The 21,276-nt window shown below is 64.2% G+C and carries 22 protein-coding genes; 12 read left to right on the top strand and 10 right to left on the bottom strand.

Going from position 1 to position 21,276, the window contains the following annotated elements; all coding sequences use genetic code 11:
- Positions 1–100: 100 nt before the first annotated feature.
- Both ACVIYL_RS02930 and ACVIYL_RS02935 read right to left on the bottom strand, forming a co-directional pair.
- On the bottom strand, positions 101–1,264 hold the full coding sequence (locus tag ACVIYL_RS02930; protein WP_057015126.1) for an IS4 family transposase: 1,164 nt from the start codon (positions 1,262–1,264) through the stop codon (positions 101–103).
- Positions 1,265–1,605: 341 nt separating this feature from the next.
- The gene (locus tag ACVIYL_RS02935) at positions 1,606–1,890 is read right to left on the bottom strand and encodes a hypothetical protein (protein ID WP_028332940.1); all 285 of its coding nucleotides are present in this window, start codon (positions 1,888–1,890) and stop codon (positions 1,606–1,608) included.
- A 298-nt stretch (positions 1,891–2,188) separates the two neighbouring features.
- On the opposite strand from ACVIYL_RS02935, the gene ACVIYL_RS02940 reads away from it, so the two are divergent.
- On the top strand, positions 2,189–2,605 hold the full coding sequence (locus tag ACVIYL_RS02940) for a cupin domain-containing protein (protein WP_456777684.1): 417 nt from the start codon (positions 2,189–2,191) through the stop codon (positions 2,603–2,605).
- Here ACVIYL_RS02940 and ACVIYL_RS02945 read toward each other — a convergent pair.
- The 3 genes from ACVIYL_RS02945 to ACVIYL_RS02955 form a co-directional block, all read right to left on the bottom strand.
- The gene (locus ACVIYL_RS02945; protein ID WP_456781771.1) at positions 2,587–3,720 is read right to left on the bottom strand and encodes an acyl-CoA desaturase; all 1,134 of its coding nucleotides are present in this window, start codon (positions 3,718–3,720) and stop codon (positions 2,587–2,589) included. The two genes, ACVIYL_RS02940 and ACVIYL_RS02945, sit on opposite strands and share 19 nt — an antisense overlap.
- Positions 3,721–3,952: 232 nt before the next feature.
- Complete coding sequence (locus tag ACVIYL_RS02950) at positions 3,953–4,162, bottom strand: cold-shock protein (protein WP_456777685.1); 210 nt, start codon at positions 4,160–4,162, stop codon at positions 3,953–3,955.
- A gap of 298 nt (positions 4,163–4,460) precedes the next feature.
- Positions 4,461–5,069: a TetR/AcrR family transcriptional regulator gene (locus ACVIYL_RS02955; RefSeq protein WP_050385268.1), complete on the bottom strand. Its 609-nt coding sequence runs from the start codon at positions 5,067–5,069 to the stop codon at positions 4,461–4,463.
- A 112-nt stretch (positions 5,070–5,181) separates the two neighbouring features.
- Here ACVIYL_RS02955 and ACVIYL_RS02960 point away from each other — a divergent pair, with 112 nt between their 5' ends.
- Both ACVIYL_RS02960 and ACVIYL_RS02965 read left to right on the top strand, forming a co-directional pair.
- Positions 5,182–5,877: a PspA/IM30 family protein gene (locus ACVIYL_RS02960; protein ID WP_456777686.1), complete on the top strand. Its 696-nt coding sequence runs from the start codon at positions 5,182–5,184 to the stop codon at positions 5,875–5,877.
- An 83-nt stretch (positions 5,878–5,960) separates the two neighbouring features.
- Complete coding sequence (locus tag ACVIYL_RS02965; RefSeq protein WP_038384293.1) at positions 5,961–6,236, top strand: YiaA/YiaB family inner membrane protein; 276 nt, start codon at positions 5,961–5,963, stop codon at positions 6,234–6,236.
- A 117-nt stretch (positions 6,237–6,353) separates the two neighbouring features.
- Here the strand turns inward: ACVIYL_RS02965 and ACVIYL_RS02970 are convergent, their stop codons facing one another.
- On the bottom strand, positions 6,354–7,190 hold the full coding sequence (locus tag ACVIYL_RS02970) for an IS5 family transposase (protein ID WP_253625200.1): 837 nt from the start codon (positions 7,188–7,190) through the stop codon (positions 6,354–6,356).
- Between the two features lie 354 nt (positions 7,191–7,544).
- Between ACVIYL_RS02970 and ACVIYL_RS02975 the strand changes: the two genes are divergently transcribed.
- From ACVIYL_RS02975 to ACVIYL_RS03000, 6 genes are all read left to right on the top strand, one after another.
- Positions 7,545–8,612, top strand: a complete 1,068-nt coding sequence (locus tag ACVIYL_RS02975) for a hypothetical protein (protein WP_253604390.1) — start codon at positions 7,545–7,547, stop codon at positions 8,610–8,612.
- A complete protein-coding gene (locus tag ACVIYL_RS02980) occupies positions 8,609–9,484 on the top strand; it encodes a HesA/MoeB/ThiF family protein (RefSeq protein WP_456777687.1) in 876 nt (291 codons plus the stop codon). Before ACVIYL_RS02975 ends, ACVIYL_RS02980 begins: the two co-directional genes overlap by 4 nt.
- Positions 9,481–10,680 carry a hypothetical protein gene (locus tag ACVIYL_RS02985; RefSeq protein WP_456777688.1) on the top strand — a complete coding sequence of 400 codons (1,200 nt, stop codon included), beginning with the start codon at positions 9,481–9,483 and terminating at the stop codon, positions 10,678–10,680. Before ACVIYL_RS02980 ends, ACVIYL_RS02985 begins: the two co-directional genes overlap by 4 nt.
- Positions 10,677–11,798 (top strand): GNAT family N-acetyltransferase, encoded by a 1,122-nt coding sequence (locus ACVIYL_RS02990; protein ID WP_456777689.1) that lies wholly within the window; start codon positions 10,677–10,679, stop codon positions 11,796–11,798. Before ACVIYL_RS02985 ends, ACVIYL_RS02990 begins: the two co-directional genes overlap by 4 nt.
- Positions 11,795–12,790, top strand: a complete 996-nt coding sequence (locus tag ACVIYL_RS02995) for a hypothetical protein (RefSeq protein WP_456777690.1) — start codon at positions 11,795–11,797, stop codon at positions 12,788–12,790. Before ACVIYL_RS02990 ends, ACVIYL_RS02995 begins: the two co-directional genes overlap by 4 nt.
- 82 nt (positions 12,791–12,872) lie before the next feature.
- Entirely contained in the window at positions 12,873–13,079 is a 207-nt protein-coding gene (locus ACVIYL_RS03000) for a hypothetical protein (RefSeq protein WP_024581255.1), read from the top strand.
- A 436-nt stretch (positions 13,080–13,515) separates the two neighbouring features.
- On the opposite strand, the gene ACVIYL_RS03005 is transcribed toward ACVIYL_RS03000, so the two are convergent.
- Both ACVIYL_RS03005 and ACVIYL_RS03010 read right to left on the bottom strand, forming a co-directional pair.
- Positions 13,516–14,091: a DUF2478 domain-containing protein gene (locus tag ACVIYL_RS03005; RefSeq protein WP_456777691.1), complete on the bottom strand. Its 576-nt coding sequence runs from the start codon at positions 14,089–14,091 to the stop codon at positions 13,516–13,518.
- A 71-nt stretch (positions 14,092–14,162) separates the two neighbouring features.
- Positions 14,163–15,572, bottom strand: coding sequence for an aldehyde dehydrogenase family protein (locus ACVIYL_RS03010; RefSeq protein ID WP_456777692.1), 1,410 nt, complete (start codon positions 15,570–15,572; stop codon positions 14,163–14,165).
- A gap of 342 nt (positions 15,573–15,914) precedes the next feature.
- Between ACVIYL_RS03010 and ACVIYL_RS03015 the strand changes: the two genes are divergently transcribed.
- Positions 15,915–16,295: a hypothetical protein gene (locus ACVIYL_RS03015; protein WP_456777693.1), complete on the top strand. Its 381-nt coding sequence runs from the start codon at positions 15,915–15,917 to the stop codon at positions 16,293–16,295.
- A gap of 241 nt (positions 16,296–16,536) precedes the next feature.
- Here ACVIYL_RS03015 and ACVIYL_RS03020 read toward each other — a convergent pair whose 3' ends face one another.
- Positions 16,537–17,388 carry an SDR family NAD(P)-dependent oxidoreductase gene (locus ACVIYL_RS03020; protein ID WP_456777694.1) on the bottom strand — a complete coding sequence of 284 codons (852 nt, stop codon included), beginning with the start codon at positions 17,386–17,388 and terminating at the stop codon, positions 16,537–16,539.
- Between the two features lie 192 nt (positions 17,389–17,580).
- On the opposite strand from ACVIYL_RS03020, the gene ACVIYL_RS03025 reads away from it, so the two are divergent.
- Together ACVIYL_RS03025 and ACVIYL_RS03030 are read left to right on the top strand one after the other, a co-directional pair.
- On the top strand, positions 17,581–19,077 hold the full coding sequence (locus ACVIYL_RS03025; RefSeq protein WP_456777695.1) for an aldehyde dehydrogenase family protein: 1,497 nt from the start codon (positions 17,581–17,583) through the stop codon (positions 19,075–19,077).
- Between the two features lie 139 nt (positions 19,078–19,216).
- Positions 19,217–20,380, top strand: coding sequence for an IS4 family transposase (locus ACVIYL_RS03030; RefSeq protein WP_057015126.1), 1,164 nt, complete (start codon positions 19,217–19,219; stop codon positions 20,378–20,380).
- A 57-nt stretch (positions 20,381–20,437) separates the two neighbouring features.
- Here ACVIYL_RS03030 and ACVIYL_RS03035 read toward each other — a convergent pair whose 3' ends face one another.
- The gene (locus tag ACVIYL_RS03035) at positions 20,438–21,262 is read right to left on the bottom strand and encodes an amino acid kinase family protein (RefSeq protein WP_456777696.1); all 825 of its coding nucleotides are present in this window, start codon (positions 21,260–21,262) and stop codon (positions 20,438–20,440) included.
- Between the last annotated feature and the right edge of the window lie 14 nt (positions 21,263–21,276).

Consider the following 21,276-nt stretch of genomic DNA (forward strand, 5'->3'; position numbering starts at 1 on the left):
GCGAGCACGCCGAGCATCGAGACCCGTACCCCCTCACCCGGATTGCATCTGGCGATGCAATCCGACCTCTCCCCGCAGGCGCAGGGGTGTCCGGGGAAATTCAGGCATAGCGGAGCTCCATCTGGTCAGGTGAGATGGTTGATTTCCGACGGCTGGGGTTGATGGGCGGAGGTTTGTCGATGGCAGCGAGGGATCGACGCGTGAGCAGGAGCTGGCCGACGAGTTCGGCGAACCTGAGCGGGAGCATTTTGATGCAGTTGGTGTGAGCGGCGATGCGCAGCAGCAGGTAGGCAATCATCGCAGCGAGCACCTGAAGGCGGATCGCGTTGTCGTTGGCGCCGAGGAACTTGCGAATATCGAGATGCTGCTTGATCCAGCGGAACAGCAGCTCGATTTGCCATCGGCTCTTGTAGAGGGCGGCGATCTCGACGGCGCTACGGGCAAGGTCGTTGGTCAGGAGTGTGATCTTGCCGCCTTTCTCGCGTCTGATCTTGATGCGGCGGAGCGGGATTGGAAGGCGCGAATCGCCCTTGCTGGTGAGCTTCACCTCGTCATCGGCAAGGATTTCGAAGCCATCCCCGTTACGCTTGCGGATGGCGCGATGCCTGAGCGAGCGAAGACGGATGCTCGTCTTCGCCCGGGTAACGAAGAAAGCCTTGCTATCATTGATCTTCTGCCACCAGTCGAAACGGCAATAGCCCTTGTCAAACACATAGGTGGTGGCGGGCTGGATTGGGGTCTGTCGGCCGATCTCGATGTCATTGACGTTCGCGGCCGTCATCTCGACGCAGGTCGGGACATCGCTCCTTGGGTCGTAGACGACATGCAGCTTCATGCCGCGGATGCGGCCGTTCCACGTCGCCCAACTGCAGACCTTGCCGAGCGGGATCGGACTGGCGTCGATCAGACGCACCATCTCCATGCCTTCACTCCGCAGCTGGCGACGCGCCATCGCCGACAGCGCCGCAAAGGTTTGCGCGAAAATGCCGATCGGACGGCGGGCATTGGCATCGGACAACGTCGAGCGCGACAGCTTGCCGGTTCCCAAGTGATAGTGATGCTGCGAATTGGCGTTGAAGCCAGTCACCACCCCGCGCAGACTGCTGTTGCCGCTAAGCTGGGCATAGATCAGCGCCACCAGATGATCCCAGCTCCTGAACGACTTGTCGTAGGCATCCCCGTCCAGACGATCCACAACCGTCTGAAACTGCCGTCGATTGATCGGTTCAAGCAGCCTTCCAAAAATGCTACCGCGATATCGCATGCTCGGCCCTCTGTGTCTCGACAACCAGAAAAGACCGATTTGCCTCGGTCCTGCCGAGCATGCACCGCGACACAGTGAATCATTCCCCGGACACCCCTGCCGCGTGCGGGGAGAGGCATAGGCCGCCTTCGGCGGCCGTTCTCAAGAACGCCGAAGCGGAGCTTCGGCTATGATACATCGATAGATGCATTCCGGGTGAGGGGGAGTCTCCGCGGACGCACCTATCACCGTATGCGCGGAGGCAGCCCCTCACGCCAACCCTCTCCCCGTAAGAACGGGGAGAGGGAGCACAACGCCATTCGAACTAATCTTGTCGGTCTTTTCAGCGCGCGATCGAGGGACTACTTGATCGTCGCGCGCACCGTGATGACCGAGGTGCCGGACGCCTTCGGCCCCTGACCCGTGGCCTTGATGGCAAACGTGTCGTTGCCCTTGTACTTGGCCTTCGCCCTGTATTCGAAGGTCGATGCGTTGATCTTCTTCAGCTTGCCGTAGGCCGGCTTTTGCGAGATCGCGGAGTCCGTCACCGTGCCGCGGATCCCGATCGGGATCTGGCAGCTTTGGCCCGAGGCGACGTCGATATCGCCGCTCGAATTCTCGCCCCAGTCCGCCAATGTCATCGACATCGAGCATTCCGGTACGGGCTGCGCCGAAGACGCCGGCGTGACATTTAATGCAAAGATGAGCGCCAGGGCGGCGACCCCCAACGCCCGCGTCGTGACGATACTCGTTTTCATGCAAGGCCCACTGCTGAAAGGTTACTGCGCAGGAATCCTGCAACGTGGGAGCAGGGGTGGCAAGGGCTTCGCCTCGCCCGCGCGACATGTGTTGAAATGCTTGCGCGCTTGTTGCGTCGCTGGAGCGCCCCCATAGTCACTGCGGCCCGGTTCGGGACGGAGGCTCACGCGTCAAGAAAGGGTTCCAATGGCTGAAGGCAGCGACGGTCAGGCAAAAGCTCAACAAGCCGGATTCGCCGGCGTCACCCGCAAGACCCTTGAGCGTCTCGCTTTGCCCGGCGATGATCGCGAGCTTGTCGTTGCCGAGGTGACCTATCCGCCCGGCGGGGTCGCCCCGCTGCATCGGCATCCAGTCGGCGGCGTGGTCTTCATCGTCGAAGGCATGGCCGAGTCGGCCTATGGCGACGAGGCGCCACAAAAATATCGGGCAGGCGAGACTTTGCAGGATCGACCCGAGGTTCCGCACACGCTGTTTCGCAATTGCGACCCGGACCGGCCGCTGCGCTTCCTGACGATCTACGCGCTCGAACCCGGGCGCGCCTACACGATGGAGCCGCGAGGTTGGGAAAAGGCCAAGGCAAAATGTTACGGTTGGCTCACCTGAGGTTTCGGATTTGCGCCGGCCATCCGAGGTGGAACGGCGAGCAGGAGGCAAACCGACTCCACCAGGAGTTCATGCGCACGGTCGACAATGTCGTCCAACGAACTTGTCTTCGCGAACATGGCCTGGGCTTCAGCCAACAACCGGTCGCGCGTTGGTATGCTGGGCAGATGCAAGTCGGCGCGATGCTGTAACAGAACAAGCGCTTCCCGCACGGACAATCCGGTTTCGTGGACCGACGATTTGATGGCCTGCGCGATGTACTCGGGATTGAAGCGACCAGCGAGTTGTTCAGCCGTTCGCTTTATCACACGCGATCCCAAGCGCTGCTCGTTGCGGAGAACCAGCGTGGGCGGCGCCTTCAGATCCCAGACAATACCGAGCAAGGACAAAGTCACCAAAACATAATAGGTCACATCAATCTCCCACCACCGGAAGCCTTGCCGCGCACTGCTTTGGTAGGCGTGATGATTGTTGTGCCAACCCTCACCCATCGTAAACAGAGCCAGCAGCCAATTGTTGCGGGAGTCATCGCCCGTAACGTATCGCTTGCGCCCGTGAACATGCGCGAGGGAGTTGATGCAAAACGTGGCGTGGTACAGCAGCACGGTGCTCCAGAAGAAACCGACCACGAGCCCGGGCCATCCGGCGATGAGGAAGCACAGACCTGCGACCACGATCGCCGGCAAGACCTCCAATCTGTGAAGCCACATCAACTCCGGATACGAGGCAAAATCCGCAACTTTCGTCAGATCAGTTGCATCGTGCTGTCGATAAAAAATCCACCCGAGATGACTGTACACGAAGCCCTTATGCCCCGGCGAATGCACATCTTGCTCGGTATCCGAATGAAGATGGTGATGTCGATGTTTCGCGGCCCACCAAAGGACGCTTTTCTGAGCGCTGCTTTGGGCGAGGAATGCGAGGATGAATTGGAACGTCCTGCTTGTTGAATAAGCCCGATGCGAGAAGTACCGATGATAGCCGGCGGTGATCGCAAACATGCGCAGCCAGTATAGGGCGACGCAAATTGCAATCGCTTGCCATGAGACGCCCGTCCAGATCGCCGCCAGACACCCTGCGTGGACCAGCAGAAACGGGAGGACCTGCGGGTACATGATGTCGTCGTGCTGCCGAGCTGGATCGATATTGGTGGACACGCTCGCGACCTCAGCTGCTTCAATGCGCAGGCCGTTTCGCCGGCGGACGGTTCAAGTCCTGGTCCTGGCGGGCATTGCGCGCGGTGTTGACAAAGAGAACCCCGCGGCCGGGTGACCGGTCGCGGGGTCGCGTAACCAGAGGCTTTGCCAGTTCATCCGGGGTCAAAGCATCATGGCCGATTGTCGCAGCTTACACCGCGCGCAGATTGTCCGCAGCAGATTTGCCGGTCCGGCGGTCTGCAACGATCTCAAAAGAGACCCTCTGTCCCTCGTTGAGGGTGCTCATGCCGGCGCGTTCGACTGCGCTGATATGAACGAAAACGTCCTGGCCTCCCTGGTCCGGCTGAATGAAGCCGAAACCCTTCTGGCTGTTGAACCACTTCACAGTTCCCATGCTCATGGAAAATCGTCCTATAGATGCGTGTTTGGAGCCGCACTCACGAGCGCAGCAGGCGAATTCGAAGTTCAGGGGGTGAGGGTCGTCAGTCAGGCACGCTATCAGCGGCGAGGCCAAGTCGTTCGGCCGAAACTCGATCCGTGGTAAATGGCTACGGTTCGGTCATTCCGCAAGTGGCTTTCCCCCTTTTCTGACCTCGGCCGCTGCGTCCCCCTGGGGCAACAGCTGCAATTCACGGTGCTCTGCGGCAACTTTGCCTGACCGCATGGCGGGGGACATCGTGCGGTTTGGGGCACGCGGCCTATTCCTTCTTCGCCGTCAGCCCGTCGACCATCGCGCGCGTCAAGGTCGCGATCTCGCTCCGCAGCGCGCCGATCGGCACCGCGATCAGCTTGTGCTCCAGCCCGAGCGCGACCATGCCGTGCACGGCGGAGAACAGGCTGCGCGCGGTGACGCCGAGTTGCGCCGGCGAACGCTGCGGAAACAGCGCGGCGAGCGGCTTGTAGATGTGGCGGAACAATTCCATCTGCTCGGTGATCGCCCATTCCGGCACCGGCTTGCCGGGCTGCATGCGATGCTCGAACAGCGCGCGCCACAGTTCGAGATTGTCGGCGGCGAAATCGCAATAGGCGACCGCGATCCGCACCAGCATCTCGCGCGGCGCGGCAGCCCCGCCGATCTCGGCCAGCGACAGCGACGCATCGAGCCGCGCCAGCGTGCGCGAGCCGACGCGCAGGATCAGCTCGTCGACATCCTCGACCAGATTGTAGACGCCGCCATTGGCGACCCCGATTTCCTGGGCCAGTTCGCGGGTTTTCAGGCCACCGAGACCCTTTGCCGCAATCGCCCGTTCCGCCGCCTCGATCAGCGCTTCCCGCAGTTTTGCACGTCGTTCCAATGCCTTGGACATCTTTGATCCTTCGTTAACCATTGTCTTGAGCGTTGCTCAAATAATTCTTGAGCGATGCTCATTATGTGGTACAAGAGATTCATGAGCGATGCTCATAACAGGGAGCGATGAAATGTTCAAAACTGTTTTCACTCTTTTCCGCGGCACCGTTGCGGTGGCCGAAGAGGAACTTCAAGACCGCACCGCGCTGGTCATCCTCGACCAGCAGATGCGCGATGCCGCCGCCGCCGTCGACCGCTCGAAGCGGACCCTGGCGCTGGCGATCGCCGGCGACCAGCAGGAGGGCCGGCGGCTCGACGCCACCAACGCCCGGATCGCCGATCTCGAGGTGCGCGCGTCGGCGGCACTCGAGGGCGGCCGGGAAGACCTCGCCCGCGAAGCCGCGCAGGCGATCGCCAATCTCGAAGCCGAGCGCGATGCCGCGATGACCGCACGCGCGCTGTTCGCCTCCGAGATCACGCGGCTGAAGCGCCATGTCGGCAACGCCGAGGCGCGCATCGCCGAGCTCGACCGCGGCCGCCGGCTGGCCCGCGCATCGGAAGCGGTGCGTTCGCTGCGCCGGAGCGGCATCGAGGCTGCACGCCCCTACGAATCGACGCTGCCGGAAGCGGAGGCGACGCTGAAGCGGCTGCGCGAGCGGCAGATGGAGATCCAGGCCGCCGACGAGGCGTTGATCGAGATCGACGCCGCCGCGGGACCGCTCGCCACCGCCGAGAAGCTCGCCGAGCAGGGTTTTGGCCCGCGCATGAAATCGACCGCCGACGACGTGCTGGCGCGGCTGAAAGCCAAGCGCCCGCCAGCAGCCTGAAATCCCAAGCCTGAAACCTCAAGCCTGAACTTCAAGTCTGAAACCAAGCCAATTTCAAACCATCTATCATCAAGGAGACGACCATGAACCAGACCATCCAACCCCACAGCGGCAGCTGGGTTACCTTCACTTACGCGTCCTTTGCGGCTTCCGCCTTCCTCGTCGCCGTCGGCGTGTTCTTCCTGCCGATCGACCTCTGGATGAAGGGCTATCTCACGATGGGCATCGTGATGCTGATCCAGACCTGCGTCACGCTGACCAAGACTGTGCGCGACAATTACGAGAGCAGCAAGTTCGTCAACCGCATCGAGGACGCCAAGGCGGAGCGCCTGCTGATGGAGGTCTCCAAGGCCGGGTGAGCCGAAGCCAGGATGAAGCGGCGGGTGTTTCGCACTCGCCGCTTTTGCCTAAGACGCTTTGCGCGGATCGGATGCTAGACTTGGCAGTCCCGTCATCCTGAGAGTCTGACTCATAAATCACCCAACCTTAGCTGCAGCCGCGAGTCTGCGGGTCAGGAGCCTGATGTGTGCAATCAGCAGCCAGGCAGCTTCGGTTGCCACCGTCGCCTCGAAGTCCTTGGCGAGGCGGCGGCATCTGCCGAACCAAGCGAATGTGCGTTCAACCACCCACCGCCTCGGCAGAAGCTGGAAGCCTTTGACGCCTTGAGGCCGCTCGACGATCTCGACAGTCCATGGACCGCAGTCTGAGAGCGCGTCGAGGAGTTGATTTCCGCGGTAGACCCGGTCGGCAAAGACGTGGCGCAGCCGGGGGAAGTTCATCCGCACGTTCTTCAGCAGCGGTACGGCGCCATGGCAGTCCTGAACGTTGGCCGGATGAACATGAACCCCGAGGAGGAGGCCATTGGTATCCGTCACGATATGCCGCTTGCGGCCGTAGATGCGCTTGCCTGCATCGTAGCCGCGCGGTCCGCCAGCTTGGGTGGTCGGCGCACTTTGACTGTCGATCACGGCTGCCGTCGGCTTCGGTGTCCGTCCAAGCTTTTTTCGCGCCCGTCGGACAAGCACGCTGACAATCCTCTGCCACCGGCCTGTATCCCGCCATCTATAAAAATAGCCCTGCACCGTCGAATAGGGCGGGAACTCCTGCGGCAACGCCCGCCACTGGCAGCCGGTCGAAACGATATAGAGGATCGCTTCGATCACACGACGCAGCTCCGTCTTACGCGGCCGGCCGCGCCGGTTCGCTCGCGGCAACAGGCGTCTGATCACCGCCCACTCCGCATCGGTCATATCGCTTGCATAACGCAGATCGTCCCGCCGATATTGCTCCCGAGTGATCTTGGTCCAGGGCATCGTGCTCTCCCTCGAATCTTTGCAAATCCGATGGAATCACACCCCACTGAGATCACTCACCCATTTTTCAGTCAGGCTCTGAGGTGCGAGCCTCTTCGGCGAGCCTCGAAGGATGCACGGCCCGGCTGGTGGCCGTCGCCCTTCGAGACGCGCGTTCCGCGCTCCTCAGGGTGACGGTGAAGGAGCTGGCACTCTTCAGCCACGAGCCTCGCTCGCAATGAGGCTACCTGCCTCTTGCCACCAACTTGTTCCGTTTCCGGAAGGCCTTGTTTACCGTGCGGCAAACAGCGTCAGGTTGCGCTCATGGCTCTTTAACAGGCGGGAGTGCAGAGATCGCGCCCGAGGGACAGAGAAATGGCGTCCACGGACAATCCCACGCCGGCTTCGCGCGGCAGCAAGAACCTTGGCAAGAGTCTTGGCAAGGCGCGCGCCGCCTTTGACGGTCTGCGCAGCCATGGCGGCTTCTGGCTGAAGGCGCTGTCGCAGCCGACCATCGATCTCAGCTTGCGCACCCAGGCCGGCCAACGCACCCGCATCGTCGAATCGCCCGGTCTGTCGCTGCCGAGGGACGAGCTCGACGCGCTGGTCGAGCAGCTGCGCATCGTCGCCGCCAAGACGCTGCCCGAGGAGAGCCTGACCTATGGCATCTTCTCCGGCGAACCCGAGCGGCTGTCGCGCGCCGTCGTCACGCTGATCTCGGAGGAAGACACCGGGCGGCCGATCGCGTTCAACGCGCTGTCGGTGATGGACGTGCCGCTCGACGGCGAGCCGGCCGAGGTCACCCATCTCGGCCTCGTCATGGTCGATCCCGATGTGCGCGGGCAGGGGCTGTCCTGGGTGCTCTACGGCCTGACCGCGCTGGTGCTGTTCGCCCGCGACGGGCTGCGGCCGAAATGGATTTCCAACGTCACCCAGGTCCCGGCGGTGGTCGGCATGGTCAGCGATACGTTCTCGGACGTCTACCCGTCGCCGCTGCCGGGCGCGCGACAGAGCTTTGCGCATCTGCAGCTGGCGCGCGGCATCATGGCAAGGCATCGCGCGGTGTTCGGCGTCGGCGAGGAGGCCGGCTTCGACGAGGCGCGCTCGGTCATCACCAACGCCTATACCGGCGGCTCGGACGCGCTGAAGAAGACCTTCGAGATCGCACCGAAACATCGCAACGCAATCTACAACGAGTTCTGCGAGCGCGAGCTGGATTACGGCCGCGGCGACGACGTGCTGCAGATCGGCCGCGTCGATCTTGCCGGCGCGCGCCGCTATCTCATGAGCGAGGTGCCCTCGGGCTCGCTGCCGTCGCTGCTCGCGGCGTCCGCGATGCTGGCGCTGCAGCGGCTGGTGCTGCCGGTGGTCTACTGGATGGACGACAGCCGCGCCTTCGGCACGCTGCGTCCGCGCAAGCAGGATAGCGGGGCCGCGCGATGAATTTCGACTACTACTCCTTCACTGGCCGCAATATCGGCTTCATCGACGAGCACGAGCAGCAGCTGCTGCGTCAGGCGCGGGTGTTCGTCTGCGGCGTCGGCGGCATGGGCGGCGCGGCCTTCATGGCGCTGGCGCGCGCCGGCGTCGGCAAATTCGTGATCGCCGACATCGATCGCTTCGAGGTCTCCAACCTCAACCGCCAGGTGTTCGCCTTCGCCGACGAGGTCGGGCGCGAGAAGGCGGCAGTTGCCGCCGAAGCCGCAAAGCGCATCAATCCGACCATCGAGATCGAGGTGCTTGGCGAGAACTGGACCAGCGAGCTCGCCGCGATTGCCGCGCAGTGCCCGGTGATCGTCAACGGCATGGACGATATCGCTGCCGGCGTGCATCTGTACCGGACCGCGAAGCGCGCCGATGCAACCGTGATCGACGCCTACATGTCGCCGCTGCCGTCGGTGATCGTGGTGCGCCCGCACGATCCGCGGCCCGAGCAGCGCCTCGGCTTTCCGACGCTTGGCAAGGACTGGACCGATATCACCGAGGACGACCGTCGCGCCGCGATGCGTGCCGAGATCGAGCACGTGATGCTGCACTCCTCGTCGCGCAACTATGTCGACCTCGCCATCGCCGGCGAAGTCGCCGCCGGCCGCCGTAGCCGGATGTCGTTTGCGCCGATGGTGATCTCGACCGGCATGCTGATGGCCTATGAGGCGGTCGCGCTGATCCTCGGCCGCACCTCGGGCACCGATTGCCGCGGCTGGTTTCTCAACCCGCATCGGCCCGCGATCGAGAAGCCGCGCAATGCGCTCGTCGCCGCCCTGATGCGTCCGCTGGTGCGGCGGGCCATCGATGAACTGATGGGCGGCAAATGACCTCCGGGGTGATCGCCGATTCCATCGTCAATCTGTGCGGCGCCATCGGGCTCGCCGTGGCGATGATGACGTTCTACCGGCGCGATCCGAGGAGCCCGTTGACGCGCCGCCTGCTGCTCGCGCTCGGCGTGATCGCGATCCTGTTCCTCGACCGCGGCCTTGCCTGGTGGACCGGAAGCCGCCTGCTCGACCGCCTCTCGGTGATCCCGGCCTCGCTGGTCCCGCTCGGCGCCCTGATCGTCACCGAAGGCATTTTGCGGCGCCACGCGCCGCGCCCGGTCAAGATCGCGGCGCTGGCGGGCGCCATCCTGCTCGGGCTCGGCGGCCTGTTCGGACTGCAACGGCTGGTGATGCCTTACGCGATCGCGCTGGCGCTGTTCCAGCTCTTGGGTTTCGCCACCTGCGCGCTGCTGTTGGCAACGCGCGATCGCTCTGCGCTGATGGCTGCGGAGAACCGCAGCATCGGCCGCATGGCGGTCGGCGCGCTGGTCGTGATCCCGTTCATCCTGACCGACTTCCGTACGCTGTTTCCCCATATCCCTGTGCGGCTCGGCGCGCTGGGCGCGCTGCTCACGGTGACGGTGATGCTGATCGCCGGCGGCGGCGCCGAGACGCGCCGGCACGGCCTTGCGATGATGGCGCTGCGGCTGATCTCTTCGGGCCTCTTGGGGCTCGCCGCTGCCTTCATTGCGCCCGACGTCGACGCCGCGCAGATGATCCGTTTCGTCGCGGTTGCGATCGCCGGCGTCCTGACCATCGGGTTGATGACGGACGCGCTGCGGGCGCTGTTCGAATCGCAGGAGCCGGGCGTGCTCAACTCAGTCGCGGCATCGCCGGCGCAGACAAGGGAGCAGTTGATCGCCGAGCTGGCGCGGCACCCGATCTTCGAAAGCGCGCGGCGCTTCCGCGAGAACGAGCTTGCGCTCTACGATCCGCCGCTGCTGCACGACTTCCTGTCGACACGGCGTGTGCTGCGGCGGTCCGACGCGCCGTGGGGACTGGCGCCGACCGATCCCGCGGCCGAGCGCATCGTGTCGCTGATCGCAGCCAACAACGCCTCCCATGTCATCGTGCTCGGACACGATCCGCTCGACCTGATCGTGCTCGCGGTGCCCGTCACCGCGGCCGACCCCGCCACTGAGACCGCGCTGGCGCTGGTGCGCCGGCTGCTGGCGTTGACCCCGGAGGCCAAATGACATCAGAGATCCGCGAGGGTGACCGCAGGGCGGCATTCGACGCCGCGCTCAACGCTTATGGGCCCGACAGCCTCTACGTGCCGCCGCTGTGGAGCGATTTCGACCGGATGTTCGATCCGGCGAAGAATCCGTTCGTCACCGAAGGCCACGGCCGATACGCGCTGTTCTCCGCGCATCGCGATGGACGGCCGGTCGGCCGCATCGCCGCCTCGATCCACGACGCGTCCAACCACAAGCACGGCACCCGCCATGGTGCATTCGGCTTCTTCGATTGCATCGACGACGTCGAGGTGGCCGATGCGCTGCTGCGCGCCGCCGAGCAATGGCTGTCGGCGCGCGGCATGAGCCGCGTCACCGGCAACTTCAACCTCACGGCGATGCAGCAGATCGGCGTGATGACCGACGGGTTCGACCATGCGCCGTTCACCGACATGATGTGGTCGCCGCCGCACATTGCACAGCATCTCGAACGCGCCGGCTATGCCGCGACCTTCCCGATGACGACGTTCGAGATCGCGCTCGACGGCGGCAAGCCGGAGCAATTGCTCGGCGACAAGCAGCGCGCGGTGCTCACTGACCCGGATTTCGTCTGGCAGCCGATCAAGCGTTCCGCCTTCAAGGTGCGGCTGGAGGACGCGCGGCTGATCCTCAATGACGGCTTTGCCGACAATCCGATGTTCGTGCCGCCGACCGCCGCCGAATATCTGTTTCAGGCCGGCGACATGATGTGGATCATCGACCAGCGGATTTCGACCGTGGTTTATCACCGCGGCCGGCGCGCCGGCGCGATCATCGCGATCCCTGACCTCAATCCGCTGATCAAGGCGATCGACGGCCGGGTCGGGCTGACAGCGCCGTTCAGATTCGTGCAGCACCGCATCATGAACAGGCGCGCGGTGCTGATCTATCAGTCGGTCTGCCGCGACCTGCACAATCGCGGCCTCAACGGCGCGATGCTCTACCGCACCGCGCTGGCGTTGCAGGAGGCGGGCTACCGCACGCTCGGTGGCACCTGGATCGCCGATATCAACGGTCCGTCGCTGCGCCAGGTCGAGAAGGTCGGCGCCAGGCCGCTGCACCGGCTGCATCTGTTCACCAAGCGGCTGGCCGCGGCATGAGCGAGCTGACACCGGATCTGCTGCGCGAGGTGGTCGCGGAGGCGCGGCTGGCGCCGAGCGTCCACAACATCCAGCCGACCCGCTGGCGCCTGCTCGGCGACGGGCGGCTGGCGCTGGTCGACGCGACCGGTGTGCGTGCGCCGGTCGCCGACCCCGCGGGGCATGACGTGCTGGTGTCGCACGGCGCGGCGCTGGAGGGCATGAGCCTCGCGCTCAACCGGCGTGGCTTCGCAATCACGGGCATGACCACGCTCGAGCAGCCGCTGTCGCCGCAACTCTCCGTGCTCTGCTCTTTTGCGATCAGGCAAGGAGCCGAGCCCGATCCGCTGGCGGACCTCGTGGCACACCGCGTGTCGTGGCGCGGCAAGTTCGCGGCGTCGGCTGACGATGCGGCGGCGCTGGCGCAGCTTGCTGCCGCGCGCGACGATGTGATCTGCATTGGCGATCGCGGGGCGATTGCCGATATCGCCGGCTGGGCCGACCGGGCCGAATTCTCGTTTGTCCGCGGCGACGACTACCGGGCCGAGCTGCTCGCATGGATGCGGCTGTCGCCCGGCCATCCGCACTATCTGCTCGATGGGCTCAACCGTGATGCGCTCGCCATGAATGCGGTCGAGGCCACCGCCGCGCGCTACGTGCTCGGCAGCCTGTTCAAGCCGCTCGATCGTCTCGGCCTCGCCGCGTCGTTGCTTGCCGACGGCGCCAAGACTGCGTCGGCATCGGCGATCGTGCTGTTTTGCCGTCCGCTCGGTGAGGATCCACTCACGACCGGACGGCATTTCTACCGCGCCTGGCTGGAGATCGATCGCGCCGGTTTCGCGGCGTGCCCGATTTCGGCGCTGGCCGATCACCCTGACTTCAACGACCGGCTGCGAAAGCTCGGTAAAATCGGTGCCGATCTGCGCCTCGTCAACGTGTTCCGCATCGGCCGGCCATCAAAACCGTTGAAACCGCGGCATTTCCGGTTGCCGGTTGACCGGCTCATTGTCTGAAAATTAAGCTGCAATCCCCGCTGTCAAAACTTCACGCGGTCGTGCTATGACGCCGCCCGCTAACCAACGACCGGTGGAGATGATGTCGAAGCAATCGCTGCGCGAGGAGGCCGAACGCCTCATCCGCGAGACCATGGAAAAGCGGAACTTGGTCATCAAGCAGGGCACGACCCGGATCGAGGCCGTTTGCGGCAAATGCGGCGCGCCGAACCGGGTACAGGCGGAAAAGGGCCAGTCCCGCGTCAAGTTCACCTGCAAGAACTGCGACCACAAGCAGGAAACGCTGTGAGCGGGGCCGCCCTCCCGTCATCCTGAGAGGATGTGAATGTATTCAGCGTCGTCCTGGCGAAAGCCAGGACCCATTACCCCAACCGCTTGTTGTTGTGCGACGCTGGGGCCACTTTCGCGTTCTCAATCGAATTCGGTGGTGATGGATCCTGGCTTTCGCCAGGACGACGGCGTGCGGAGGCCGCTCGCTACAATTCTCACACCGTCATCCCCGCGCAAAGGCTGGAGGTGCGAGCGGAGCGAGCCTCGAAGGATGCACGGCCCGGCCGATGCCCGTCGATCCTTCGAGACGCGCGCAAGTGCGCGCTCCTCAGGATGACGGTGATAGCGCTTGCGAAGGTCGCGTAGGATGGGTGGAGCGAAGCGATACCCATCAATTGCATCGGTGCTGCGGGATGATGGATATCGCTGCGCTCCACCCATCCTACGAAGCAGGCCTACTTGAATACTTCGCAGACCGTGACGTGATCCGGCGCGATCCTGGCCGCGGTCCGCAGCGAGACGCTGTGCCACCAGGCGTCGAGCGCGTGGCGGTCGCAGGCGAGCTTCACGCTCATCCCGCCGGCGAACTTGATCCAGTCCGCAAAGCTCGTGCGAGACACCGCGATCACGACGGGGATGTCGGCGCCGAGCGCGCGCTCGATCACAAAGCCGAGCCCCTTGCCGTCGCGTTCCCGCTTGCCGAATCGATTGACGATGACGAGATCGGCGCCTCCGGCGAGCGCGTCGGCGACGCGGATGCCGGCGGCCTGCAGCCGCGACAGATCGAGCTTGCAGCCGGTCGCGCCAGGACTCGCAGGAGTTTGGCTCGGCGGTTGCGCCAGCAGCAGCGTCTCGCCGCTATGCACCAGCACCGCCGACAGGGTGGAGTCCGCACACTGGCCTGATTGCACCATGCCGACCACGCGCGCGCCGTGTGCTCTCAGATCGGCAGCGAAGTCGCGCAGGACGGCATCGGGATCGTCATTGGCGTCATAGACCAGGGCGGCAAGGTCGCATTGGGCATCGAACATGATGGGCTCTGTTCGTTGTGGAGGGGAGAGGCGACCGCGGCGCCTGGGCGTCGCGGCCGCATGTTGATGGATCAGGCGGCCGGCGGGCCGTTGATGATCTGCAGCTGGGTGAATTCGGCGAGGCCTTCCTCGGCGAATTCGGTGCCGATGCCCGACTGCTTGGCGCCGCCGAACGGAATGTTCGGGGCCATGTCGAGGTGCTTGTTGATCCACACCGTGCCGGCCTCGATTTGGGTCGCGATCTCGTGCGCGCGCTTGATGTCGGACGACCAGACCGATGCGCCGAGGCCGTAGGTGGTGGCATTGGCGCGGCGGATCACATCGTCCTTGTCGGAGTACTTGATGACAGGCAGCACCGGACCGAACTGCTCCTCGTCGACCAGCTTGGAGCCTTCCTTGATGTCGCGCACGATGGTCGGCTCGATGAAATAGCCGGGACGGTCCATCGCGGCGCCGCCGGCGATCACATTGCCATTCTTGCGGGCGTCGTCGAGGAACGCCTTGACCTTCTCGTACTGCATCTTGTTCTGCAGCGGCCCGAGCTTGGTGCCCTGCTTGGAGCCGTCGTCGACCACGGTGTTCTTCGCGATCGCGACCAACTCGTTGCAGATCTCGTCATAGACCGACTCGTGCACATAGAGCCGCTTGATGGCGAGGCAGACCTGGCCCGAGTTCTGGAACGCGCCCTCGAAAATCCCCGGCGCGACCTTCTTCGGATCGACGTCGTCGAGCACGATGCCGGCATCGTTGCCGCCGAGCTCGAGCGTGATCCGCTTCAAGGTCTGCGATGCGCTCGCCATCACCTTCTGGCCGGTCGCGGTCGAGCCGGTGAAGGAGATCTTGCGGATGTCGGGGTGCTTGGTCATGTGGTCGCCGAGATCGTTGGCGTCGGCGATGAAATTCAGCACGCCCTTCGGCAGGATGTCCTTGACCAGTTCGGAAAAGCGCAGCGAGGCCAGCGGCGTGGTCGGCGCAGGCTTCACCACCAGCGTGTTGCCGGCGAGCAGTGCCGACGGCAGCTTGAACGCCAGGATCAGCAGCGGATAGTTCCAAGGAATGATCGCGCCGACCACGCCGAGCGGACGGCGATAGGCCTCGACCTTGCGGTCGCCGGAATTCTCGATCACGCGCATCGGCAGTTCGAGCGAGCCGAGATAGCGGAAGAAGCCGGCCATGCCCATCACCTCGCCGGTGGCATCGGCGAGCGGCTTGCCCTGTTCGCTGGTCAGGATATGTGCGAGCTCGTTGGCGTTGGTCTCGATCACCTCGGCCATCTTGATGATCAGCTTGCGGCGCTCCTCGATCGGCGTGGCGGCCCAGGCCGCGTAGGCGGCCTTGGCGGCGGCGACGGCCTTGTCGAGCTGGTCCCTGGAGGCGCGCGGGCATTGCGCCACCACCTCTTCGGTCGCCGGATTGAGCACCGGCATGGTCTGGTCGCCGGGTACCATCTTGCCGTCGATGAGAAGCTTGTAATCACTCATTGGCCTTGCTCTCCCTGGTCAAACGGGTCCTTCGCGGACCTCGCTATATTCGCGTGTATATCACGACTGCGGCGCGGATGCCACGGCCATTCAGGGCATGCGCGCGGCACTGCCGAACCGAATGAATTCTCTGGAAAATCGCGAAGAAAAATCAGCCTGGGCTTTGTGCCGATTTATTCGCGGTTGCCCGCCCGGCGTCAATCGGGGCACCGCAGGCTTCAATAGATTCTAATGCCGCGCGCGGCTCTGCCGATGGCTGCCGCGGCTATAATTTTAAGGGCTGGACGCTGGTCGTCTTCGCGATATATTGAATGGAATATAACGATGATCCGGAGTGCCGGCATGCAGATCGAAACCCAGGAGCTCACCACCTGCGAAGTCGCGTCCGATGGCCGCGCCATTTCGCTTGGCTTCGTGGACGGCAAGGGCGAGCCCGCAACCATCCGCCTGTCGATCAACCAGGTCGGTGCGCTGGTCATGACCTTGCCCGGGCTGATCAGCAAGGCGCTGCAGACCCGCTTCGGCGACCAGACCTTGCGCTACGCCTATCCGCTGGACTCCTGGGTGATCGAACAGTCGACCGATCCGGCGCAGGGCATGGTGACGCTCAAGACCACGGACGGCTTCAGCGTCTGCTTCTCGATTCCGCGCGCCCAGCAGAGCGAGCTCGGCGAGGCGCTGGTGGCGCAGCCGGTGACAAGGATGCAGGTGCGGGCGAATTGAGAGCTTTGTAGGATGGGTGGAGCGAAGCGATACCCATCAAATAGCGGGCCGCAGGAGAGATGATGGGTTTCGCTTCGCTCTACCCGTCCTACGATAGTGCGCTCGACGACGCTTTCACGTCATTGCGAGCGAAGCGAAGCAATCCATGCCTCCGCGCATGCGGTGCCATGGATTGCTTCGTCGCTTCAGCGCAAAATTGCTTTGCAATTTTGTCGCGAGCTCCTCGCAATGACGGGTGGCCCTACCTCCCCTTCACGAACGCGGCGAAAGCATCGCCGTAATCCGGATGCCAGCGCGACAGCGGCGGGCGGTTCTCGACGATGTCGCCGGCGGCCCACAGGATGCGGCGCTCGTCGAGCGCGCGCGGCACGTCGTTGTCGGGGCAGAGGATATAGAAATCGCCGGCATCGAGGCGTTCGATCATGAAGTCGATGGTCTGCTCCGCTGTCCAGGCGCCGGCCGGCTTCTCGGTGCGGCCGCGCGCGGTCAATCCGGTGAAGACAAAGCCCGGAATCAAGAGATGCGCTGATATCCTGCAGGCGTCGGTGTTGCGCAGCTCGTGCTGCAGCGCTTCGGTGAATGCCTTCACGCCGGCCTTGGAGACGTTGTAGGCGGGATCGCCCGGCGGCGTGGTGATGCCCTGCTTGGAGCCGGTGTTGATGATCAGCCCCGGCCGGCCGCGCTTGATCATGTTGGGCGCGAACGCCTGCGTGCCATTGATCACGCCCCACAAATTGACGCCGAGGATGCGCTGCCAATTGTCCGCAGGCCCGAACATCGCACTGCCGGGCTGGATGCCGGCATTGTTCATCAGGATATCGGTGCCGCCGAACTTTTTCGCGACCGCGGCCTCCAGGCTTGCGACCGCGTCGGCGCGGCTGACATCGACCGCTGCCGTCATGATATCAGCCGCGCCGCCCGGCGCCGCAGATGACAGTCTTGTCGCAGCATCCTTCAGCCGGTCGTCGCCGAGGTCGGCGATGCAGACCTTCATGCCGGCCTGCGCGAACCGCAATGCGGCGGCAAGCCCGATGCCGGACGCACCGCCGGTGATCACGGCAACATGATTGGCTGATATCACGGGGTGGGGCATCGGTGGTCTCCGGACACATGTGTGGCTGAGGTTCAGTCGCTATCGTACCATGCACGCGCGCGCATGGGAGGTTTTCGTGCGCGCCGCCCTGATCAACGCCGGCTCGGCTTTACGGTTTCGCGCTGGCGCTGTAGAATTCGGGATATAACGCTTCCAAAAGACCTCAGCCGACATTTTACAGGGAGTGCAAACATGGCTGTTTCGCAGGCTGTTCCGATCACGCGCCATCCTTATGCCGATGGCTCCTACAAGAAGATGCTGATCGACGGCAAATGGGTCGACGCCGCCTCCGGCAAGAAGGCCGAGACGCACAATCCCGCGACCGGTGAATTGCTCGCGTCGGTCGCCGAGGGCGATGCCGAGGACATCAACCGTGCGGTCGCGGCGGCGCGCCGCGCGTTCGAAGGGCCCTGGAGCAAGGTGAAGCCGTTCGAGCGGCAGAACATGCTGCTCAAGCTGGCCGAACTCGTCGAAGCCAATTTCGAGGAACTGTCCCAGCTCGACACGCTCGACATGGGCGCACCGATCAGCCGGACCCGCGGCAACCGCCTGCGCGCGATCGGCATGCTGCGTTACTATGCCGGCCAGGCGACCGCGATCCATGGCGAGACCATCGAGAATTCGCTGCCCGGCGAGATCTTCTCCTACACGCTGAAGGAGCCGATCGGCGTGGTCGGCGCCATCATTCCCTGGAACGGGCCGCTGACCGCTTCGATCTGGAAGATCGGCCCCGCGATCGCGACCGGCTGCACCGTGGTGCTGAAGCCGGCCGAGGAATCGCCGCTCACCTCGCTGCGCATCGGCGAACTCTGCATGGAGGCCGGCATTCCGCCCGGCGTCGTCAACGTCGTGCCGGGCTATGGCGAGACCGCGGGCGCCGCGCTTGCCTCGCATCCCGATGTCGACAAGGTCGCCTTCACCGGATCGCACGTCACGGGCCAGGCGATCATCCGCGCCTCGGCCGGCAACCTCAAGCGCGTCTCGCTCGAACTCGGCGGCAAGTCGCCGGACATCGTGTTCGCCGACGCCGATCTCGACGCCGCGGTGCCCGGTGCGGCGATGGCGGTGTTCGCCAATTCCGGCCAGATCTGCAGCGCCGGCACGCGGCTGTTCGTCGAGCAGAAGGTCTATGACGAATTCGTCGGCCGCGTCGCCGAGTTCGGCAGGAAGCTGCAGGTCGGCAACGGCCTCGACCCCAACACCCAGATTGGTCCCTTGGTGTCGCAGCAGCAGATGGACCGGGTGTCGGGCTATCTCGACATCGGCCAGAAGGAGGGCGCCAAGGCGCTGGCCGGCGGCGGCCGCCTCACCGAGGGCGCGCTGTCGAAGGGTTACTTCGTGCAGCCGACCGTGTTCGCCAATGTGCAGGACAACATGCGCATCGCGCAGGAGGAGATCTTCGGCCCGGTGATCTCGGCGATCTCGTTCAAGGATCCGGACGAACTGATCAAGCGCGCCAACGCCACCACCTTCGGCCTCGGCTCGGGCGTCTGGACCACCAATGTCAGCAAGGCGCACCAGGTCGCGAAGGCGCTGCGCGCCGGCTCGGTCTGGGTCAATTGCTACCAGGCGATGGATCCGGCGGTGCCGTTCGGCGGCTACAAGATGAGCGGCTACGGCCGCGAGTCCGGCAAGCAGCACGTCGAGGAATATCTCAACGTCAAGGCCGTCTGGATCAAAACGGGCTAGGGCTGGTCCCGCTGTTTCTCTTCACCTCTCCCCGCCTGCGCAGGGGGGTCCGGGGAATGATTCACTGTGTCGCGGTGCATGCTCGGCAGGACCGAGGCAAATCGGTCTTTTCTGGTTGTCGAGACACAGAGGGCCGAGCATGCGATATCGCGGTAGCATTTTTGGAAGGCTGCTTGAACCGATCAATCGACGGCAGTTTCAGACGGTTGTGGATCGTCTGGACGGGGATGCCTACGACAAGTCGTTCAGGAGCTGGGATCATCTGGTGGCGCTGATCTATGCCCAGCTTAGCGGCAACAGCAGTCTGCGCGGGGTGGTGACTGGCTTCAACGCCAATTCGCAGCATCACTATCACTTGGGAACCGGCAAGCTGTCGCGCTCGACGTTGTCCGATGCCAATGCCCGCCGTCCGATCGGCATTTTCGCGCAAACCTTTGCGGCGCTGTCGGCGATGGCGCGTCGCCAGCTGCGGAGTGAAGGCATGGAGATGGTGCGTCTGATCGACGCCAGTCCGATCCCGCTCGGCAAGGTCTGCAGTTGGGCGACGTGGAACGGCCGCATCCGCGGCATGAAGCTGCATGTCGTCTACGACCCAAGGAGCGATGTCCCGACCTGCGTCGAGATGACGGCCGCGAACGTCAATGACATCGAGATCGGCCGACAGACCCCAATCCAGCCCGCCACCACCTATGTGTTTGACAAGGGCTATTGCCGTTTCGACTGGTGGCAGAAGATCAATGATAGCAAGGCTTTCTTCGTTACCCGGGCGAAGACGAGCATCCGTCTTCGCTCGCTCAGGCATCGCGCCATCCGCAAGCGTAACGGGGATGGCTTCGAAATCCTTGCCGATGACGAGGTGAAGCTCACCAGCAAGGGCGATTCGCGCCTTCCAATCCCGCTCCGCCGCATCAAGATCAGACGCGAGAAAGGCGGCAAGATCACACTCCTGACCAACGACCTTGCCCGTAGCGCCGTCGAGATCGCCGCCCTCTACAAGAGCCGATGGCAAATCGAGCTGCTGTTCCGCTGGATCAAGCAGCATCTCGATATTCGCAAGTTCCTCGGCGCCAACGACAACGCGATCCGCCTTCAGGTGCTCGCTGCGATGATTGCCTACCTGCTGCTGCGCATCGCCGCTCACACCAACTGCATCAAAATGCTCCCGCTCAGGTTCGCCGAACTCGTCGGCCAGCTCCTGCTCACGCGTCGATCCCTCGCTGCCATCGACAAACCTCCGCCCATCAACCCCAGCCGTCGGAAATCAACCATCTCACCTGACCAGATGGAGCTCCGCTATGCCTGAATTTCCCCGGACACCCCTGCGCACGCGGGGCGAGGTGAACGGAGTCCGCTGCTCGTATCAGGCCGGCCGCGCGCCGGTGCGGATGATCGATCCGACATGCTGGCCACGCAGCGCCGCCGCGAGCCGGCCGGGAACGAGGCCGTTCACGACCTGCACCCGCTCGATATGCCGCGCATTGGCCATCACCTCGAGCAGCGCGGGATCGAACGGCAGCGTGCCCTTCAGCTTCGCAAGGTCGGCGAGGCTGGCCTCGCGCAGCAGCTGCGCCTTCTTCCCCTCGGGACCATTCGGATCGTCGGTGTAGACGCCGTCGACATCCTCGACGATCGTCAGGCCGGCGGCACCGAGCGCATCGGCGATCAGGAACGCACCGGTGTCGGCGCGATGCAACGGGATGCGCGAGACCGGGAATTCATGATGGTGATAGGGCGGAAACGCGCTGCCCACCACGGCGCGGGCCGCGGAGAGATGGATCGCAAGCTGGCTCGCGATGGTCGGATGCTCGATATAGGACACGCCCTCCGGCGCGAGCAGGCAGGCCAGGATATGGCCGTTCTGGCCGGCTTCGCTTGCAGCGAGCGGCGCGAGCGAGCCGACCGGCAGGCCGAGATCGAGGCCGACGCTGTAGAGATGGCGGGCGCGGATGCCGGCGCCGGTCAGGATCAGCAGGCGGTGCTCGGGCAGCAGCGAACGCAACTCGGCGACGATCGGCAGGATCGCCTCGTGGCCGCGATCCATGATGGAGCGGCCGCCGATCTTCACCACCTGCACCCAGGGCAGCAGCGGGATCGGGCGACCGCCGGCGACGGGACGGGTGAGATCGCTGTCGAGCAGGGTCTGGCGCGCGAGCGGCGAGGCGACGTGCTTGATGGTGTCGCCCATGGTCGTGTCCCTGC

Source organism: Bradyrhizobium sp. USDA 3315 (assembly GCF_054056795.1).

Bases quoted from the DNA above. Each gene is read 5' to 3' on its own strand.
- ACVIYL_RS02935 (WP_028332940.1), bottom strand. From the start codon at position 1,890: ATGTCGATGACATTGGCGGACTGGGGCGAGAATTCGAGCGGCGATATC.
- ACVIYL_RS02985 (WP_456777688.1), top strand. From the start codon at position 9,481: ATGACCTCCGGGGTGATCGCCGATTCCATCGTCAATCTGTGCGGCGCC.
- ACVIYL_RS03005 (WP_456777691.1), bottom strand. From the start codon at position 14,091: ATGTTCGATGCCCAATGCGACCTTGCCGCCCTGGTCTATGACGCCAAT.
- ACVIYL_RS03035 (WP_456777696.1), bottom strand. From the start codon at position 21,262: ATGGGCGACACCATCAAGCACGTCGCCTCGCCGCTCGCGCGCCAGACC.
- ACVIYL_RS03025 (WP_456777695.1), top strand. From the start codon at position 17,581: ATGGCTGTTTCGCAGGCTGTTCCGATCACGCGCCATCCTTATGCCGAT.
- ACVIYL_RS02990 (WP_456777689.1), top strand. From the start codon at position 10,677: ATGACATCAGAGATCCGCGAGGGTGACCGCAGGGCGGCATTCGACGCC.
- ACVIYL_RS02955 (WP_050385268.1), bottom strand. From the start codon at position 5,069: ATGTCCAAGGCATTGGAACGACGTGCAAAACTGCGGGAAGCGCTGATC.
- ACVIYL_RS02995 (WP_456777690.1), top strand. From the start codon at position 11,795: ATGAGCGAGCTGACACCGGATCTGCTGCGCGAGGTGGTCGCGGAGGCG.
- ACVIYL_RS03010 (WP_456777692.1), bottom strand. From the start codon at position 15,572: ATGAGTGATTACAAGCTTCTCATCGACGGCAAGATGGTACCCGGCGAC.
- ACVIYL_RS03020 (WP_456777694.1), bottom strand. From the start codon at position 17,388: ATGCCCCACCCCGTGATATCAGCCAATCATGTTGCCGTGATCACCGGC.
- ACVIYL_RS02950 (WP_456777685.1), bottom strand. From the start codon at position 4,162: ATGAGCATGGGAACTGTGAAGTGGTTCAACAGCCAGAAGGGTTTCGGC.
- ACVIYL_RS03030 (WP_057015126.1), top strand. From the start codon at position 19,217: ATGCGATATCGCGGTAGCATTTTTGGAAGGCTGCTTGAACCGATCAAT.
- ACVIYL_RS03000 (WP_024581255.1), top strand. From the start codon at position 12,873: ATGTCGAAGCAATCGCTGCGCGAGGAGGCCGAACGCCTCATCCGCGAG.
- ACVIYL_RS02970 (WP_253625200.1), bottom strand. From the start codon at position 7,190: ATGCCCTGGACCAAGATCACTCGGGAGCAATATCGGCGGGACGATCTG.
- ACVIYL_RS02975 (WP_253604390.1), top strand. From the start codon at position 7,545: ATGGCGTCCACGGACAATCCCACGCCGGCTTCGCGCGGCAGCAAGAAC.
- ACVIYL_RS03015 (WP_456777693.1), top strand. From the start codon at position 15,915: ATGCAGATCGAAACCCAGGAGCTCACCACCTGCGAAGTCGCGTCCGAT.
- ACVIYL_RS02980 (WP_456777687.1), top strand. From the start codon at position 8,609: ATGAATTTCGACTACTACTCCTTCACTGGCCGCAATATCGGCTTCATC.
- ACVIYL_RS02945 (WP_456781771.1), bottom strand. From the start codon at position 3,720: ATGTACCCGCAGGTCCTCCCGTTTCTGCTGGTCCACGCAGGGTGTCTG.
- ACVIYL_RS02940 (WP_456777684.1), top strand. From the start codon at position 2,189: ATGGCTGAAGGCAGCGACGGTCAGGCAAAAGCTCAACAAGCCGGATTC.
- ACVIYL_RS02930 (WP_057015126.1), bottom strand. From the start codon at position 1,264: ATGCGATATCGCGGTAGCATTTTTGGAAGGCTGCTTGAACCGATCAAT.
- ACVIYL_RS02960 (WP_456777686.1), top strand. From the start codon at position 5,182: ATGTTCAAAACTGTTTTCACTCTTTTCCGCGGCACCGTTGCGGTGGCC.
- ACVIYL_RS02965 (WP_038384293.1), top strand. From the start codon at position 5,961: ATGAACCAGACCATCCAACCCCACAGCGGCAGCTGGGTTACCTTCACT.